This is a genomic window from Salegentibacter tibetensis (genome assembly GCF_020164485.1).
Classification (GTDB): Bacteria; Bacteroidota; Bacteroidia; order Flavobacteriales; family Flavobacteriaceae; genus Salegentibacter; species Salegentibacter tibetensis.
Map to the genome: position 1 here is coordinate 68,647 of NZ_JAIQZA010000018.1, position 17,173 is coordinate 85,819.

Sequence of the window (17,173 nt, forward strand, 5' to 3'; positions counted from 1 at the left end):
TCGTCCCGGCTATGCTTTATAAATGTTGTTAATGGCATTAGCTTATTCTATCCGCAAATTTCCAATTGAATAGGTTTTTGCCTGTCCACTAATAAGAACTCTGTCGCCTTTGTCTTCACAATATAGTTTCCCTAATCGTTCTGATACTTGTAATGCATAGAGTTCCTTTTTATTAAGTCTTGTCGCCCAAAAAGGAACTAAAGAGCAGTGGGCAGAACCTGTTACAGGGTCTTCTAAAATTGATGCTTGTGGCGTAAAAAATCTTGAAACAAAATCGCAGTTATCTCCAATGGCTGTTACTATTACTCCACCTGGTTCAAGATTAATTTGGTCAAATAACTGCCTGTCAATTTTAATGTTTCTTACTTCTGTTTCGCTGTCGTAAACCAAAACATAATCTCTTGATTTCAAAACTTCTTTGGGTTTAATATTTAGTGAGTTTTGAATAATTTCTGGCAAGATATCAAATGTTGGCATTCTCGAAGGAAAGTCCATTTTGTAAAGTTCCTTATCAATAAAAACAGTTAAATCTCCACTTAGAGTTTCAAAAACAATTTTATCACTTTTGTAATTAAGTATCGTCTTTAAGCAATGTGCAGTTGCAAGTGTTGCGTGTCCGCACAAATCCATTTCAATTTCAGGGGTAAACCAACGCAAATGTATTTTGTCACCCTTATCTACGAAAAAAGCAGTTTCAGCAACAGCGTTTTCTTTCGCTATTTTCAACAATATATCGTCTGCTAGCCACTTGTCAAGTGGTATGACACATGCTGGATTTCCACAAAAGATTTTGTCGGTAAATGAATTAATTTGATATAAGTTATATTTCATTGTGTCGTTCTTAAAATTCTGGCTAAGGTTTCGATTCGATACTAAATTAAGTATTGTTTTTTATGTTGTTGTAGTGCGTTTTAATCACAATAATGGGGCAACTCAAAAGTTTCGTCAGGCTTTTTTTCATTTCACGTTTTCCAGCGTATACTTAAAATCTGACCTTCCATTTAAATGTCATAGGAGATATGCGTATTCGCAGTGGTTCTTGATTCGAAAAAAAATTTCATCTCCTGGTATGATTCCTTTTCTTAAATTAGTAAAGTGAGAACTCATTAAAATTTATGACATGCCAATTATAAAGTTACAAACCCCAATAAAAGCAAACAGGAACATTGTTTTTGATTTGTCAAGAAGTATTGATCTTCAGTCAAAGTTTGTGACTGACTCCAGTGAAAAAGCGGTTGCAGGAAGAACGAGCGGATTAATTGGCCTGGATGAAACTGTCACCTACCGGGGAAAGCACTTTGGGGTAACTCAAAATCTTACCTCCAGGGTCACAGAACTTGATCGGCCCCATTTTTTTGCAGATGAAATGGAGAAAGGTGCTTTTAAAAGTCTGAGACATGAACACCATTTCATCGCAACGGAAGAAGGCACCATGATGAAAGACATTTTTAATTTTCAGGCTCCTCTGGGCATTCTGGGGAAGCTTGCAAATACATTATTTCTCAAATCCTATATGACCAATTTCCTCAAGAACCGTAACAGTACTATCAAAGAGTTTGCAGAAAATGGGAGATGGAAGGAACTGTTGTCGGAAAACAATGAGGAGTATTATAACTAATCCCCCGCCGCGCACAATCTCCTGACGTTCAGTTTTGGAAATTCTTATTGAAGTTTTCTAGACATTCTCCCTTTAAACTTCTTCAGTATATTACTTACATATAGTTTAGGGGCATATTCAATATGCATGTGAACATGATCCAAACTAACAACTCCTTTTAATATCTCTATTCCTTCTGCTTCACATGACTAAAAGTTTACGACAACCCGCCTGAATATCGCCTTGAAGCACTTTGTATCGATATTTAGTCACCCAAACAAAGTGACAAGTCAAATAACTGACAGTGTGAGAGCCTTTTCGTTGATAACTCATAGCTCGAAAATATAGATTTTTCGCAATACTAAAGTGCTGCAATAAAATTGCAGGGTTTAAATCCCGTTTTGAGACCAATAAAATACTTTTAGCAATGATCTTTCCTCCGGTCAGATTAGTCTCGGAAGTTTGCTGAAGAGTAATATTTTTACCTTCAATTATTACTTCACAAGGTGCATTGTTCAAACGACCGTCTACTCGGCAGCATATAGTTCAAATTCCAATTTCCCTGGGGAATTGTGTCCGATTCTATAATTATGAAAACTGGAGAATTTGGGGCAGAAGTCTGAGCCGAACTATGCAACGAAAAGAGAAAAATTATAAATATTAAACTAAAACATTTCATATCTTTTTTAAGTGCTAAAAAGGTTTCAGATAACCCCAGTTGCAAAGGTAGAAAAGAGGATTTATCAACATCAACTTGGTTTGTTGATAAAGAGAATTTAATTCTTTTAATACCCGGCCTTTTATCCTAGCGCTTATGTTAACTTGATGGTTTATTGCTGGTAATTGAGTTTAAGATCAATTCTTTCATAGATGATGAACTTTCACTTTCACTTTCACTTAAATCTATCTCCAAAGAATGATAATAAAAAATTAATTATTAGGAGTATTTGTAAAAATAGTCTCGTAAGATAATTTGATAAAATCAAGTTGATCCAAATGTCGGGTACGGGTTATAAAAATACCGCTATCAATTGTTTTGGATACTGCACCGTAATTCGCAGTTGGGAGGTCGTCAATTGTGAGTAAATTTATTTCATTTCCATCTGGATCAAGAACTAATAGGTTTAAATTAAAATTTTCGTTCTCATAAGAGCAAACAAAATATTCCATATTATAATTGAAAATATTAACAGTTGACAGATCATTTAAACTTCTGTTTTCTAATTCTTTACTCCATATTTTATTTCCATCTTCATCAAATCTAGCAAAGTTTAATTCCTCACCACGACCTGTAATAGCTATAAATCCATTATCGGAAATTGCTAGAACTTTCATTCCATTAAAATGTCTGGACCAAATTTTTTGGCCCTCAGGACTTAGCTTATGGAGGTAATCACCCGGGTGAGAGAAATTATAACCTCCAATCGAAATGTAATTACCATCTGTGAGTTTAGTAATGGAGGAAGCTGAAGAAGAAGATTGTAATGATCGAGACCAAATAATTTCTCCAAATGTGGTGACTTTTTGAATATGCAAATCACCTTGATTTCTTCCGGCGATTACAAAATTATTCTCATCCCTTATTATATCAAGACCCAGCATATTATGATTATGAAATTCACCCAGAACTTCTCCGGTATTACTAAAATGTATTAAGGGAGATGAATTTTCGGTCCCAAAATAACTACCTAGGTATCCAATATATCCATTTCCGTTTTGAAATAACTTTTCTATTCCTCTTGGCGTGCTGGTATGCTCCATAATTTCCAACCATTCTCTGTTGCCGTATTTGTCTAGTTTAATTAGCACATTTTTGTCGTAATTCCCATCATATCTAACACCACCGGCTAAGGTATAACTGCTATCGTTTAATTGAACAACACTATTAATTGTAAAAATAGAGTCTTTTATTTCGTTTTGTTTTAGAAATTCAATCGTTGATTCTTGTGTTGAGCCTGCATTAGGTGGAGAGTTTAAATCTGGATCTTTTAAGGAGTCATTTTCACTACTACAGCTGAGTATAATTAAAGCGATAGCAAAAACATTGAAGAATAGTCTAAATCTAATCATATTAATAAGTTTAAGTTTTTGGGTTGAAATGTCTAATTTTATACATATGGTTTTACGTCTCGCAAAAAAACAGTGCTGGCGAGCTTGATTGTCCGCAGGTTCCGACCGCAAGGAACAGCGCAGGACATTCAGGCGTTCCATTTTTCAATCGTTAATTGCATTTCTTATTAGATTTTCATCCGGTTGCAGGGCTTTTCATATTTATAAAATTTACCTACGCCAAATTATGGATTTATAAAACGCTTGTCATTGTTATCAAAAGTTATTCAATGGATTGTTAATTAGATTTTTAAAAGAGCTTTATTAAAATCAGCAATAATATCTTCTATATTTTCTATCCCTATAGCACAGCGTATTAGGTTTTCAGGAATACCCAACTGTTTTCGTTCTTCAACTGTGGCTTCAACATGACTTGTTACTTTTGGAGGACCTATCAATGTGCTTACTGAACCTAAACTTGCTGCTAAATGAGCCAGCTCCAAATTATTCAGGAATACTTTCACATTGTTGAAACCTCCTTTAACGGAAAACGCCAATACTCCTCCAAATCCTGTCATTTGCTCAGATGCAGTTTTGTGTCCGGGATGTGATTCCAATCCTGGATAAAAAACCTGTTCAATTTTTTCATGTTTTTCCAGATATTCAGCCAACTTAAGCGCATTTTCATTTTGTCGCATAACCCTTAATTCCAGTGTTTGAATCCCCCTCAATAACATGTAGGCAGTATTTGCATGTAAGCTGGCTCCGTTGATTTCCCGGTAATGGAATATTTGTTGTATTAAATCTTTATTTCCACAAGCTACTCCTCCCATTGCATCGGAATGACCTCCTAGATATTTCGTAGCGCTATGCAACACAATATCAGCACCAAGCTCCAGTGGCTGTTGATTGATTGGAGTTGCAAATGTATTATCTACAACAACCAAAGCCCCTGCATCGTGTGCAGTTTTAATGAGCCTTTTTAAATCTAGTACTTTTAATGTTGGATTTGTAGGTGTTTCCAGGTAAAGCATTTTACAGCCTTTTTTTACTTCTGCTTCAATCTCTTCATGATTTGTGGTATCGCAAAGACTTACCTCAACTCCATTTTTAGGAAGAAATTCTAAAAAAATAATACTCGTACCACCATAGGTGTCTTTGATAGAAACAACCCTATCTCCCTGGGATAAAAAAGTTGACAAGGTGTTACTTATCGCGGCCATACCTGTTGAAAAGCTGGTAGCTGCTTCAGCATTTTCAAGAACTCTTACTTTTTCTTCGAAAACTGCTACCGTTGGATTGGTGTTTCTACTATAGATATGTCCTTCTTTTTTCCCAATGGCCACATCAAACCAGTCATCTACATTGTCATATCCAAAAGTTACACTATTTACGATAGGTACCTGGGTTGCTCCTTGATAAAACAATTCGCTTTGTCCTCCCCATACCGCTTTCGTTCCCTGCTTTTTGTTGGTCATTTGGTTTCTTTTTATTTTGTTAGTACTCATATTTTATTATCGATATGTCAATATTCTCTCAATTATTCCTTTAAACATAGTCATTCCTGTTTCTATAATTTCATCAGGGAAATCATAGTTGGTTTGATGTAGCGCAGGGGATTGCAATCCGGCGCCTATGCCAAACATAGCGGCTTTGTATTTTTCAGAATACCAGCCAAAATCTTCTCCAAATTTAAAAGGGGTGCTTTTCTCAATTATATCATAATCACAGGTTTTTGCGGTAGCTAAAATAACCTGGTTACAAAAGTCGTCATTCACTACGGCGGGAAAATAATCAAACCATTTTGCTGTGTAGGGTAATTTGTACTTTGAACAAACTTCCAATAAAATGCTATCAACGTTCTGCATTAGCCGTTTCATTTTCGCTACACTTCTGGTCCTTAAGGTATAATGTATCTCACCAAAGCCGGCAGAAATGCCATAGGATTTTACTCCCATACTGGAATAAATAGGCACACAAAGCCGGAAATCTTCTTTAGCAGAATCATTGATATTTAACGTATCAAATTTTTGTATGAGCTCAGCAATGCACAATGCCGGATTGACTCCGTGTTCGGGTTCAGCAGAATGCGACTCTTTACCTTTCAGTTGAATAGCGACACTCTGCACCGTAGAAGAAAAATTACCGCTACGGATTATAATGGAATGCAAAGGCTGCCGGGGAATATTATGCAATGCGACTATGTAATCGGGATTTAATTCCCTAAACCTATTATCGTTTAAAACATCAGGTGCACCGGTTCCTGTTTCTTCTGCAGGTTGAAAAAGCAATACTACTTTTCCGTGCTTAAAATCCTGTTCTTTTAGCCAGAAGATGAGTCCGGCGACTATGGCCATATGACCGTCATGGCCGCATTTGTGGGATATGCCCTGAATCAGCGAGCGGTGCTCAAAATCATTTACTTCTTCAATGGGAAGCGCATCCAATTCGCAGCGAATTACAATAGTGGGACCGCTATCTGAAAACTCATAAATAGCTGCTAATCCATTTCCTTCAATATTTTCAATGATTTTGGTGGTATGATGTTTTTCTATGAATTTCTTAATCCGTCCAGCCGTTTCTATCTCCTCCCCCGACAGCTCAGGATATCTATGGAGTTCTTTTCTGAGAGATTTAATTTTTTCGATAGACATCTGTTTTACTTTTTTTGCTCCCTGCCTTAATTTTATAACACTTCTAGTATAAAACAATGCGAGCGGGCGAGCGTGATTGTCCGCAGGTTCAGACCGAAAGGAAGAGCGCAGCACAATCAGGCGTTGCTAGGGAGTAAGAACTTTCAGGTCGAGACTGGTTTAGTTTGTTTTTATATTGTTATGCTTATTTTCTTTCTAATATGTCCTATAAGTCATTAATTCCCCATTCCCGACACTTGCAACTTTACCCACATTTTGCTGGTAATAATTAAAGTATACAGTCAACTTTGTTTCATCTCTATCCTCTAATTGACGAGCTCTCATAACTAATAGATCTGAATATTTTTTTCCGGTGTTTCCAATTCTCCGTCAAGCTCAATTATTTCGTATTCCCACGATTTGTCCCAATTTGTCCATCTATAACCGACTATTGGATTTTTTGGCATAATCAAATTTTCGGTTTCTGATTTCATATCATAGTAAAAAACACTAGCATTTTCAATTCTATAAAAAGTTTCTACTTTTTTACCCCAGGAATATTCAATTACACGAGTTTGATACATTCTTCCATCAAATTCCTTTGTTTTAGAAATATCTCTATGATCTACGAAGGCATTTGAATTCGCGTAGTTAAATTTTGAGTTTTCCGTACCAATTGGGTAAAATATATTTGAATCAGATTCGCTGGTTATTTTCTTCGTTGCGCAGCTGGTAATTACGCATAGGATTAATATTATTATTTTTTTCATAGTTTGGTTATATGCATCACAACGTCTCGTATAGAATAGGATGAGCTGGCGAGCTTTCCCAACGCTTCGGGAGTCCGCAGGTTCCGACCAAAGGGAACAGCGCAGCACAATCAGGCGCAGCAAGCATTGTTTTTATATGTTGTCAGGCACAGTTATTTTATCTCTTTCATTTTTTCTTTCATCTGTTTTCGAAAATAAAAGAACATTAAGAAGTAAAAAGGTATTCCAAGGAAAAAATACATCACCGCGCCTTCAGTTCCGTAATCTTGATTTATTGTTTTATAGAATTGATTTTGATTTAGAAATGATTTTATTAGGAAAACGAAATATCCGATAACAATAAAAAAATTTGCTATTAATACCACGTAAGAAAATGTATCTGAATTCTGCGATAATACAGGAATCAAAATGTTATTAATAAGGATAATCAGATATAAGGCCAATACCTGATATCATCAGTATGGACGTAAAGATCAGTATTTGACAAATTGGCTAATTTTAAAGAAAGAATATAGCTTTTAAGCAATCTATTCTTTTTAAATTTTTTCGTTTGAAACTGGCTTACATTAAGCATCGCAATATCATTTTCAAGGTCTTGAACCAATGATTTTGCATACTGCTTAACACGATTATTACCATTCGGTTTCGCTTACCGGACCTAATTTCCCTTCTGCTTGTTTAAGGACTTCTTCAGAATCAAAGACAATGCCCCCCTTAATTACTGTATGGACTGTTCTGGTGTTTTGAATATCATCCAGTGGATTTCCTTTAATTACCATGAAGTCAGCAAGCTTAGATACTTCGATGGATCCAATGCGATCTCCCCAACCAATAGCTTCTGCACTATTTAAGGTGGCTATTTTCAACACATCGGCATTACTGATTCCCGCTTCGGTCATCACCTCCATTTCCCGGTGTACAAAGAAGCCGTTCATATAGTTCCCGAGGTTTAGGTCCAGATAAAATGGACGGTCTGTTCCGAGTGTGACTCTCCCGCCTTTATCAAAGTACTTCTTGAGCAAAAGTTTCTTGTTTTCATAAACCATAGCAATAGTCGGCTGAATATTCTGCTGTAGTGTATCCGTTCTCTTGATAGAATCTGCTGTAAAAGGTGTAAGGTATTTGTATTCATCGGTCCAATATTCAAAAGCCTCGTCATCCGTTCTGGACCAGCCCCCATAGGTTCCTATTGTTGCGTTTAAGTAAACCCCATGTTCAATGAACATGTCCATTGCATCATCGATACGCTCACTGTCCCTTTCCATATCCAGATTTGCAATTTCAACGTAAGGATTTGATTCACCCAGCAGCATTTCCCCACCTAAAAAATGTTCAACACGGTCAATGCCTAACTCGATGGCATCCTTTGAATCTACTCCATATCCTAGATGCGACGTAACCGTTAAACCGTAACTATGGGCACGTTCAATTAAATATTTTAAGTGGTTGTAGCTGATACCTTTAGCCTTGAATCCCTGTGCTCCTTTTGCGACCCATTCATCAACGATATTGTAGATGTCTTCTTTGGTATAATCCTGATTCCATTCCGAATTTGCCGTTCCAAAATAAGGTCCCGAGTTCAGTATTCTCGGTCCAATAGCTTCATGTCTGTTTACTTTGTTTTTGAATTCCAGGATTAACTCCGGATTCGGATCACCGGCTGTAAAGGTGGTGGTAACACCATTGGCCAGAAATAGCTTTGGAGTAACTACGGTATCGGTTTTGGTTACACCATCATATCGAACATGATAATGGGAATGCAGGTCAATAAGCCCCGGAAGTATATAATCCTGATCTTCTAATCTGAGTACAGGGAACTCCATGCTTGGACTCCCAATCTCATAAATCTTACCGGCTACAATGGTTATTCCGGGGTTTTCAATGGCAATACCCTCTTTAACATTAACCATCCAACCTCCTTTTATAACCAGGTTCTGTGCCTGGGCTGCAGTACTAATAATAAGCATGGAGACTAACAGAACCAGATACTTGCTAAATTTATTTTCGGTCAGCATTTTTTGACGAATATTTTTAAAGAATTTTAACATTGGTTATTGGTTTCTAATAATTAAGCACATCGGTTCGTATAAAAACTGTGCGAGCGGGCGAGGTGATTGTCCGCAGGACAATCCGCTGAGCAAGCGAGTAAGGAGTTTCGATTCAAGATGAGTTGAGCATTATTTTTATATGCTGTTGGCAAGCGTTTTTATCCATCTGTATTTGATATTAAAGCCATAACAATAAAATAAAAAAGGGCAATTAGTACAGTATATGACTATTTGCCCAAATTGTAATTAAAAATACATTCTTTACTGATTTAACTCTTTTGAAATTAAAATGATATCATTGAAAAGTTGCTCGTCGTTTTAGTACATTTTCCACCATTTGCACAGGGACTACAATAACCAGGTGCTCCTGGCTTACTTAATTCGTATTTCACAACACAACCTTCTGGTTCTTGTGGGCAATCAGAAGTCGTACAAGATGTATCTCCTGCAGCAAAAAGTGAGGCAGAATCATTTCTTTTTACGTAAAATGAAGATTGAAATACAGAACCTTTAAAAATTAATTGATAACCTCCATCAGTGCCATAAATATATACATCAGTAAAATCACCTTTTATTCCTGATAATTTTAATAAATTCGAATTCCAAGATTCTAATAATGCTTTTTTGTCCCCTGTAATCACTGGTTGTCCGTCACGAATAACACCAACTTCAAGCCAGTTTCCTTCAACTTCTTTTTTCACATCGGATTTAACTTCTAATTCTTCAACTTGAGATTCCTTGCTATTCTCTGAATTATCAGAACTACATGAAGTAAACCCAAAAATGATTATCACAATCATTAATAATGACATTTTATTTAGAATCTTCATATCAGTACATTTTAAGATTTTCTTGAATGATACAATCTGGTTGAGGTCAAAATGTTCTATAACAAGATAGAACAATTTTATAATAATTTGCTTAAAATTCCGCCTAAAGTTAAATTATATTGTTGATATCATAACAATATACCCCTGATTTCTCCCTTTTGAAGATTCTTTCCCTTACCATTAGCCGAAGAAACTAATGGTGTTTTTTTATGGGGAATGTTTGCCAACGTCTCGTATAAAAACTGTGCGAGCGGGCGAGCGTGATTGTCCGCAGGACAATCTGCTAAGCCAGCGAGCACGGAAATTCGATGTGAGACTGATTTGAGCATTGTTTTTATATGTTGTTGTAGTGCGTTTTATTCTCCCAACTTTAATACGGTATTGTAAAAAACAGTTCCATCTATAAAAGAATACTTGACTTCTACTCTTCCAAGTTTATCAACAGATTTTAGATATCTGATTCGTTCGACCAATTCTCCAGTCCGTTTATTAAAAACCTCTGCTTTTCCCTGGGTCAGTAATTCGTTAAATTTTATCTCTAATTCCCAAGATTCAGTGGAGGATCTTGATATCGGAATTATGGAATCAGCTTTTATGTCTTCTAACCTTTCAATTCTGTCTTTTCTCACTTGAGTACTAAAATCGGAATTTTCTTTTTTAAATAGATTTACGAGGTCCGCTTTTTCAAATCTTATAATACTTTTCTCATTTTCAAATCCGATTGTTACAGCCTTACTTTCTATTTCTTTTAATAAAATTTGTTCCTGGTCAGTCTGCTTAACTAATGAACTTGAACAACTACAGAAAACTATACTCAATATTAAAATAAAGATGGTATTTCTCATTCGGTTTTTTTTAAATTGCCTGTAACACCCTATCGGCATAAAACTGCAAGCCTATATATTTCCGCTTCTAGATCATTAAATGCTTCAGGCTTATATACTTATTTTCCATAACCATTCTTAAATATACAGGTAAAAACACCTTGTAATATGACCACAGAGGTATATTATTCGTATATTATACGCTTAAAGCGGCTACTATGACACGTAACCAAAAATATTGCCTTGCCTGCCAACAAGAACTTAAGGGACGAAGTGACAAAAAATTCTGTGACCCTTACTGCAAAAGTGCCTGGCATTATCGAAAAATGCAGGAAGACAATTATAGTTTCTATGCACGCGTAGATAAACAATTAAAAACCAACCGTAAACTCCTTAAGGCTTATAACAAAGCTGGGAAAGCAACGGTTAGGGCTGCAATACTAAAAGAACAGGGTTTTGATTCCAACTTTTTTACGCATTACTGGAAAAATAAAAATGGAGATGTATATCTCTTCGTCTATGAATTTGGATTCCTCAGCAGAGTTGAAAACGGAAGAAAAAAATATGTCCTTGTTACCTGGCAGGCTTATATGGAAAAAAGTAAAATTCCATAAACCGGATCAACACACTTCAATTTTTTTAAAATAATTCACTAAGCCAATTTTTAAAATTTCTCTTTAGAAATAGCCAAAAAACTACATGGCTTCGCCTCCGTCAATCACATTGATGCTTTCCAATTCAGCAATGAGTTGTCTTTTTTCAAACACCCTCGTAAAACTTCTATAGGATTACTGTTGGGCTTATTTTTATTTTTCCTGATAAAATTCCCAAAAAATTAAAATCCTGACTCTTAAAAAGAGTCCGATTTACGTTTCAGGAAAAAAAGCTTTTAATTGTAATAGTGTAGGGACTCCAAATTTAAAAATTATCCGGCCTCGGGTTTATATCTCCCTTCATAGTTATTAACAATATATTAAGAAGAAACATAAGAATTAAATAATTTTTAGATTTAATTCAACAATCCACTAAACCATTCAGCATATTAGCCTTCCGTACCACCAGGATAAAGAGCTCCCTAATTCTATCTTTTGAGTTTATCAGCACCTAAAAAAGGTGTATATTTGTAATTAGGAATAACTCTTAACCTATTTTAGTTTTCGGTTAATAATAACTGTACACCCCCCATTTTTATACTTCCCAACTGCCAGGTACTGTTTACCAGAACCTCTTAACTTATTGTTTTCAATTAAAAGGCAGTGTCATGAATTCAAAATTATTATTACTCATTCTTAGTTTTATCATCACAGGCTTTAATGCCGAAGCGCAAATATTAAAAAAGCTCAAGAAAAAAGTTGAAAATACAACTGAAAAGGTCCTGCTGAAAAAAACAGAGCAGAAAACCGAACAGGTAGTTGAAACTACTTTCGATTCTGTAGCAAACCAGAAATCCAATCCGGCCAGTACGAACTCTCAAAAGCCAGATCCTGATGCTAATAAAGCTAAGCTTATAAATACCGAAGCAAAACGATCTTTCTACACTTCAGATGTTATTGTTAGAACATCTGATAGTAAGGGAAAGGGAAGTGAATACTATTTTGATAGTGAAGAAATTGCCGCCCGGAGGACCGCACCCAATTCTGAATATCCCATTTATATAGATAGCGAGGGATATCAGTATGCTTATAACGATGGTGAAGGACGCTGGGAAAAGACCGGTTTGATGAAGTCTGATGCTATGTCTTTAATGATGCCCATGATATCCATATCTATGCTAAAACTTCCCGCTGGACCTACGCTGGAGGCCACTGAAAAGTTCAAGAATAAAGGAATGAACCTTAATACATTTCAAATCGTGGAATGGGCATTTATTTATAAACCCGAACATTTCCGAACTGGAGAATATGAGGAAACAACCGGCCCATGTCCCACTGGCGGAAATTGTCCTAAATTCCTGTATATAGACCCTGAATACAAAGGTTCCTGGGTATTATTTGATAAGCAAGGTCGCCTGTCCGAGGTCTATGCAAATGTTAATACTCAGCAAGCTCAGGGAGATGGTTCTTATAAATTTGAATATTCTCCTGTCAGCGTCAATGTTCCTTCTGCGGTAGAGGTTAAAATGCCCTTTCAGGATCTTTATATAAAAGGCCTTGATGTAAATTCAGATAATTCAACTTCTGGAAATACAAATATTACGAATAACAGGCCTTCAGAAACTACAAATACCAGGTCAAATTCCGGTCCAAATGAAAAGATCGCAACTATAGACCCAAATAATCCTTTGAGCTTTCCGGGAGTAACTTCTATTCTGGAATATGATGACAAGCAAATAATCATGCAACTCAATACGGAGACCATGGCCATGAAGCTGGATCTCAACGATCCAAAAATGAAACCTATCTATTTTGATAGAGAAAATTATATGTACATGGAGAGTGACAATGGGTGCATAAAAGCAAAACTTAACCTGGAAAAAGCTTTTACGCAAATGGAAGAAGGTTTAAAAGGTAAGACCCTGCCGGGAGGGATGGATATAGAAAAAATAAAAGCAGATTACTATAAAAACAATTTTGGAATGCAGGCGGCTCCCTCCAACTTCCCTCCCATTACTGGATGGGCTTACTTATATAACCCTGAACATCTAAATTCTCAGGGGAAATTTGAAAAGAGCAGTGTGAGCTGCGACGGTGGTTCCTGTCAGAAATTCACGATGACCGAAGGAAAGGAAAAAGGAAGCTATGTGTTATTTGATAAATTTAACAGGCTTCAAAAAATTTATTCGACTGAAGGAAAGGGCGGTTCCGTGACCTATTCATACCCTTCACATAGGAATCTTAAAATTCCTGATTTTAATAATTGCCAGGAAATAGATATTAACCAGGATATTCTGGGAAATATGATGGGAGGAAAGTAATGGATGTGGATTAATGGTGGATTAAAAAATTTAAATATTAGGCAAAGAAATCTCAAAACATTGACTTACAATGTGTTGTGATTATTTATATTTTTAAAAAGTGACCTTGCCAGGATTAGCTTTGCTCTTCCTTTGAGTTCCCATCAGAAAATAGAAAGTTGCCCTGCCCTATGGGGCATTGCACTTTTTGTTTTCCTCCAAAGCTTTGAGCAATGCTCAGCTTTTGCGAAAAACAAAAAAGTCCGCACTACCGTGCGAACTTACTGCTTTAAGTGACCTTGCCAGGATTCACCGATTTCTCAAACAGCCTATAAATACTGATAACTTATTTTCGATGTTGACGATTTGTGAACCAAAATTTTGATGCCATTTGTATCGTCTTGTATAAAGGTATTAATATTCAGATATATACCTGGCAAAATAAAAGAAAGATTGCGGAATTCAGATCATAATATGTGACCTGATTTTCAACAGAATAAAAAATTAAGATCTTATCCCATTGCTTTATTAAAATATAGCTGAAGAATTTCTAGAAAACTCTAAAGCCTTTTTGAAGTAAGGGAAGGAAGGGCAGAATTATATAAGATTCAAATATATTTTGTGCTAAATGAAAAAAGATAACCGGAAGAAGAATAACTTCCCCCGGTTATAGTATTTATAAAAAAGAATATTACTGTACAATTTTAAAAACCCTTCCAGTATTTCCATGTGGCCCCATATTAAGAGAAACAGCGACATAAATTTCCCCTTGGAGATCCTGACCAAATCCTTTAAGGAAATACCCAAGAGTATCCTGACCTCCAATCTCCAGTTCATGGAAGCCCCACAAACCTGGTCCATGAGGATTGCTGAAGAAGATTTCCCCCGCAGGGTGATGGTGAGAATGTGAAAAGGAACCAAAGATATATTGTCCCTGAAGCGCTTTTATATTTCCCCGGTAGACATAACCTCCCACAATAACCAGAGTTCTTCCTCCAAGCGGATTGTGATGGTTTTTCATCTCGATAACAGGATCAATTAAAGGATTGCCATAAATGTCGACATCAGGACAGCTTGGAAGAACCGTATCGTGGTTAGAAGCATTGAAACAATGAGTTCCTTCCATAACATTCCAACCATAATTTCCTCCTTTTTCAACAACACTTATTTCTTCCCAAAGAACCTGTCCTGCGTCACCCACAAACAATCTGTGATCTTCAGCCATATCGAAGGAGAACCTGTAGGGATTACGGAAGCCATATGCGTAAATTTCATCTAAGCCGGGGTGATCTACGAAAGGATTATCTGCTGGAATGCCATATGGTTTTGCAACATCAATATCAATCCGTAGAATATTACCTAAAAGATTAGATTCAATATCCTGGCCGTTACCGCCGGCATTTACTTCATACCAATCAGGTACATGTCCTGGCCCTACATCATCGGCACCTCCTCCATCTCCGATGGAAATATACAGGTAACCATCTGGACCGAAAGCTAAAGTGCCTCCTTCATGGTTGGACTGCGGTTGCTTTATTTCAAGAATTACCTGCTCAGAACTAAAATCTGCTTGCAAAGGATTTCCTCCGGAAACCCGGAATTCGGATATACGGCTTAAATTGTCCCATTGTTCTCCCGGCTCTGGTCCTCCAGGTGGTGGCGGTGCTGTATAATAAACAAAAAAGCGACCATTAATCTCATACTGTGGATGAAAGGCAAGTCCAAGAAGTCCTCTTTCATCGTAATGGTGATTTAAGTCAATAACCTTCGAGGTTATATCAAGAAAAGGTTGCGCCAAAGTTTCTCCATTTTCGTTGATGATCCAAATCTTACCGATCTGGTCAATCACGAACAGTCTGTTAGAATCGTCTGGCGAGGGAACGACTCCCAGAGGAGATACAAATCCCTCTCCAATTAATTCCATCTCCAGATCAACAAAAAGAGCGGGAGAATCTTCCATTTGACAGGACCCTTCTCTAAAATGGTAATAATCGGCTTTGTCTTCATCTATGAAAAGAGCCCTTACATCCTCGTCAGAAATGATTCCTCTTCGAATAATTCTTTCCTGAGTATCATAAGCCTCCGAATCAAGTAAGGTGATTTCTACATAAAAATCGTCCGGACCCTCAGAGTCTGGTAAAACCAAACATAGCGGTTCTGCAAAATTATCTCCATCACTGTTAACACCTACGGTATTTTGAGAATCTTCGATTATAATCTGACCTTTTGGATTATTGGAATCCCCGCTGAACTTCCATAAATTCACACTAAATGCAGCCGGAAAGTGTCTGCCGTTAGAATCGCAGAAATTACCAAAAACACAGAATTCTATAGCCCTGTTACCATGGATGTCAAAGAAAAGATACCCGTACTCATTTACAAGGCGATCATCAAAACAAAGAACAGAGACATCAATATATTTTTTAACTCCTGCTTCAAGATTGATTGTCATTGGTAAAGGGGAGTCAACAAAATTAGCCATGGATCCAGATCTGGGAGCAATCCAGATCAGATTATCACTGTCATCGTAAACCTGGAAAACATCCAGTGAATACTCTCCCTGGTCGAGTTTTAATTCGGGTGCTTCTCGAGTGAACATCTGTCCTGGGACAAGATCAACTCTAAAGGGAACTTCTGTTGAACCAACAATAGAATTTCCATTTCGGGAAAGTACAATTTTTACATAAGCAGGAGTGCCTTCTGAACAAGCAGGAATGTCGGCCGCAGCTTGTTTACTCTGGCTCCTATTGTTTAGATCTTCAAGAATGGCAGAAAAAGCAATACTTGCTGTTTCATCAACTTTCTCGGTTCGTTCTTCATCCTTGCTGCAAGAAAACAAGAAAATTGCAATGAGTATTGCAACAATCCGTGATAGTTTTAACTGTCTCATAACATTTTTTTAACTATTTTATAATCAACAAGTTATAGTCATTGTTGAAAATTAAAAATGGGTAAAACCCTGTATTTTCCTGAATCAATTTATAAAACTTGTTATAGAGAAAGATTGGTTTTAATGAATGACAATAAATATCGATGCTGTCATCCTTAGTCCGATTGATTTCTCGGTTGGTTTGAATAATTAGGACGAAAAAATCTTTTATTGAAGGTTGTTTTACAACAGCATGATGATTTAGAGATTCTTCGCTGTCGCTCAGAACTAAAATTTAAATGAGGGTGATTCGATTTCTTAGGGGTTTTACCACTTGCTAACATGGGTTGGAATTGTCCGTAACCTGGTTTAAAATCGATCATATCATCTTTTCCGGCATCTCCAATATTCATTTTTCTAGCAATAAAAGAATTAGAAATTATAAAAAATTAGCTATATCATAAAATATTTTTAGACTCATCTAAAAATATTTTATATCTTTGATAAAAATAAATTTTAACCGAATTTAATAGTATGAAATACCCATGATTTAGCCCACGCAAACACCGATGAGTTTTTTGCTTAAATTTAAGTGATGTAAAAACTTATTGGGATGAAAGCAATTGACTACGAGCAGGTTATTTCCGTGGGATGCGGAAT

At 36.5% G+C, this 17,173-nt stretch carries 13 protein-coding genes and 1 pseudogene; 4 read left to right on the plus strand and 10 right to left on the minus strand.

All coding sequences use genetic code 11. The annotated features are described in order from the left end of the window. Window positions 1–42 precede the first annotated feature (42 nt). Complete coding sequence (locus tag LB467_RS10870; protein ID WP_224474061.1) at window positions 43–831, minus strand: PhzF family phenazine biosynthesis protein; 789 nt, start codon at window positions 829–831, stop codon at window positions 43–45. 289 nt (window positions 832–1,120) lie between these two features. Here LB467_RS10870 and LB467_RS10875 point away from each other — a divergent pair, with 289 nt between their 5' ends. Then, window positions 1,121–1,618, plus strand: coding sequence for an SRPBCC family protein (locus LB467_RS10875; RefSeq protein ID WP_224474062.1), 498 nt, complete (start codon window positions 1,121–1,123; stop codon window positions 1,616–1,618). Between the two features lie 47 nt (window positions 1,619–1,665). Here LB467_RS10875 and tnpA read toward each other — a convergent pair. The 5 genes and pseudogenes from tnpA to LB467_RS10900 all read right to left on the minus strand — a co-directional run. Further along, a pseudogene (gene tnpA / locus LB467_RS10880) lies at window positions 1,666–1,930 on the minus strand (IS200/IS605 family transposase); the annotation flags it as partial. A gap of 597 nt (window positions 1,931–2,527) precedes the next feature. After that, window positions 2,528–3,667, minus strand: coding sequence for a hypothetical protein (locus LB467_RS10885; protein WP_224474063.1), 1,140 nt, complete (start codon window positions 3,665–3,667; stop codon window positions 2,528–2,530). Window positions 3,668–3,948: 281 nt separating this feature from the next. Further along, window positions 3,949–5,124 (minus strand): cystathionine gamma-synthase family protein, encoded by a 1,176-nt coding sequence (locus LB467_RS10890; RefSeq protein WP_237690436.1) that lies wholly within the window; start codon window positions 5,122–5,124, stop codon window positions 3,949–3,951. A gap of 36 nt (window positions 5,125–5,160) precedes the next feature. After that, window positions 5,161–6,300 (minus strand): amidohydrolase, encoded by a 1,140-nt coding sequence (locus LB467_RS10895; protein ID WP_224474065.1) that lies wholly within the window; start codon window positions 6,298–6,300, stop codon window positions 5,161–5,163. 326 nt (window positions 6,301–6,626) lie between these two features. After that, window positions 6,627–7,049, minus strand: a complete 423-nt coding sequence (locus LB467_RS10900) for a hypothetical protein (RefSeq protein WP_224474066.1) — start codon at window positions 7,047–7,049, stop codon at window positions 6,627–6,629. 40 nt (window positions 7,050–7,089) lie between these two features. On the opposite strand from LB467_RS10900, the gene LB467_RS10905 reads away from it, so the two are divergent. After that, window positions 7,090–7,386, plus strand: coding sequence for a hypothetical protein (locus LB467_RS10905; RefSeq protein WP_224474067.1), 297 nt, complete (start codon window positions 7,090–7,092; stop codon window positions 7,384–7,386). 295 nt (window positions 7,387–7,681) lie between these two features. On the opposite strand, the gene LB467_RS10910 is transcribed toward LB467_RS10905, so the two are convergent. The 3 genes from LB467_RS10910 to LB467_RS10920 form a co-directional block, all read right to left on the minus strand. Further along, window positions 7,682–9,097 (minus strand): amidohydrolase family protein, encoded by a 1,416-nt coding sequence (locus tag LB467_RS10910; RefSeq protein ID WP_224474068.1) that lies wholly within the window; start codon window positions 9,095–9,097, stop codon window positions 7,682–7,684. A 284-nt stretch (window positions 9,098–9,381) separates the two neighbouring features. Continuing rightward, window positions 9,382–9,927, minus strand: coding sequence for a hypothetical protein (locus LB467_RS10915; protein ID WP_224474069.1), 546 nt, complete (start codon window positions 9,925–9,927; stop codon window positions 9,382–9,384). A gap of 356 nt (window positions 9,928–10,283) precedes the next feature. Next, the gene (locus tag LB467_RS10920; protein WP_224474070.1) at window positions 10,284–10,772 is read right to left on the minus strand and encodes a hypothetical protein; all 489 of its coding nucleotides are present in this window, start codon (window positions 10,770–10,772) and stop codon (window positions 10,284–10,286) included. A gap of 197 nt (window positions 10,773–10,969) precedes the next feature. Here LB467_RS10920 and LB467_RS10925 point away from each other — a divergent pair, with 197 nt between their 5' ends. Both LB467_RS10925 and LB467_RS10930 read left to right on the plus strand, forming a co-directional pair. Beyond that, window positions 10,970–11,365, plus strand: coding sequence for a hypothetical protein (locus LB467_RS10925; RefSeq protein WP_224474071.1), 396 nt, complete (start codon window positions 10,970–10,972; stop codon window positions 11,363–11,365). Between the two features lie 647 nt (window positions 11,366–12,012). Continuing rightward, entirely contained in the window at window positions 12,013–13,665 is a 1,653-nt protein-coding gene (locus LB467_RS10930) for a hypothetical protein (protein WP_224474072.1), read from the plus strand. A 670-nt stretch (window positions 13,666–14,335) separates the two neighbouring features. Here LB467_RS10930 and LB467_RS10935 read toward each other — a convergent pair. Further along, the gene (locus LB467_RS10935; RefSeq protein ID WP_224474073.1) at window positions 14,336–16,534 is read right to left on the minus strand and encodes a PQQ-dependent sugar dehydrogenase; all 2,199 of its coding nucleotides are present in this window, start codon (window positions 16,532–16,534) and stop codon (window positions 14,336–14,338) included. Between the last annotated feature and the right edge of the window lie 639 nt (window positions 16,535–17,173).

Coding starts and splice junctions, on each gene's coding strand:
- LB467_RS10870 (WP_224474061.1), bottom strand. CDS start 831: ATGAAATATAACTTATATCAAATTAATTCATTTACCGACAAAATCTTT.
- LB467_RS10875 (WP_224474062.1), top strand. CDS start 1,121: ATGCCAATTATAAAGTTACAAACCCCAATAAAAGCAAACAGGAACATT.
- LB467_RS10885 (WP_224474063.1), bottom strand. CDS start 3,667: ATGATTAGATTTAGACTATTCTTCAATGTTTTTGCTATCGCTTTAATT.
- LB467_RS10890 (WP_237690436.1), bottom strand. CDS start 5,124: ATGACCAACAAAAAGCAGGGAACGAAAGCGGTATGGGGAGGACAAAGC.
- LB467_RS10895 (WP_224474065.1), bottom strand. CDS start 6,300: ATGTCTATCGAAAAAATTAAATCTCTCAGAAAAGAACTCCATAGATAT.
- LB467_RS10900 (WP_224474066.1), bottom strand. CDS start 7,049: ATGAAAAAAATAATAATATTAATCCTATGCGTAATTACCAGCTGCGCA.
- LB467_RS10905 (WP_224474067.1), top strand. CDS start 7,090: ATGAGCTGGCGAGCTTTCCCAACGCTTCGGGAGTCCGCAGGTTCCGAC.
- LB467_RS10910 (WP_224474068.1), bottom strand. CDS start 9,097: ATGTTAAAATTCTTTAAAAATATTCGTCAAAAAATGCTGACCGAAAAT.
- LB467_RS10915 (WP_224474069.1), bottom strand. CDS start 9,927: ATGAAGATTCTAAATAAAATGTCATTATTAATGATTGTGATAATCATT.
- LB467_RS10920 (WP_224474070.1), bottom strand. CDS start 10,772: ATGAGAAATACCATCTTTATTTTAATATTGAGTATAGTTTTCTGTAGT.
- LB467_RS10925 (WP_224474071.1), top strand. CDS start 10,970: ATGACACGTAACCAAAAATATTGCCTTGCCTGCCAACAAGAACTTAAG.
- LB467_RS10930 (WP_224474072.1), top strand. CDS start 12,013: ATGAATTCAAAATTATTATTACTCATTCTTAGTTTTATCATCACAGGC.
- LB467_RS10935 (WP_224474073.1), bottom strand. CDS start 16,534: ATGAGACAGTTAAAACTATCACGGATTGTTGCAATACTCATTGCAATT.